The sequence below is a fragment of the Pseudomonas sp. PME37.24/025 genome, from assembly GCF_055556615.1.
The window spans coordinates 1-280 of the sequence record NZ_JBVHNK010000110.1 but is presented as its reverse complement, the minus strand read 5'-3'; the positions used below and the strand labels follow the sequence as shown (position 1 = coordinate 280).

At 73.9% G+C, this 280-nt stretch carries 1 protein-coding gene; it reads left to right on the top strand.

Features of this window, described 5'->3' with window-relative positions; genetic code table 11:
- Nucleotides 1–213, top strand: a 213-nt coding sequence (locus ACZ3HH_RS29710) for a hypothetical protein (RefSeq protein ID WP_465810116.1), incomplete at its 5' end; no start/stop codon positions are given.
- Between the last annotated feature and the right edge of the window lie 67 nt (nt 214–280).

The following is a 280-nucleotide window of genomic DNA, read 5'->3' as shown; positions in this document are numbered from 1 at the left end:
AAGGCCGCCAGCGAAACGTGGACCCGTGCGGTCGGACAGGGCTTCGCGAAGGCGGCCCGCGATGCCGGCCGCGACCCGTCCGCGGCGGCCGTGGTGTTCCGGGTGAAGAGTCTCGCCGGGCTCGAGGACGCTCTCGCGCTCGCGTACCTCGGCCTGTGGGACGACCCGGCGGAGGACATCAACGACGTGACCATCGAGCTCGCGGCAGGCTGACTGAAGCGGTCGGTGCGGGTCAGCCTTCCCGTGGGGGCGTCGGCCCGCTTCGCGGCGCGGGGGCGTC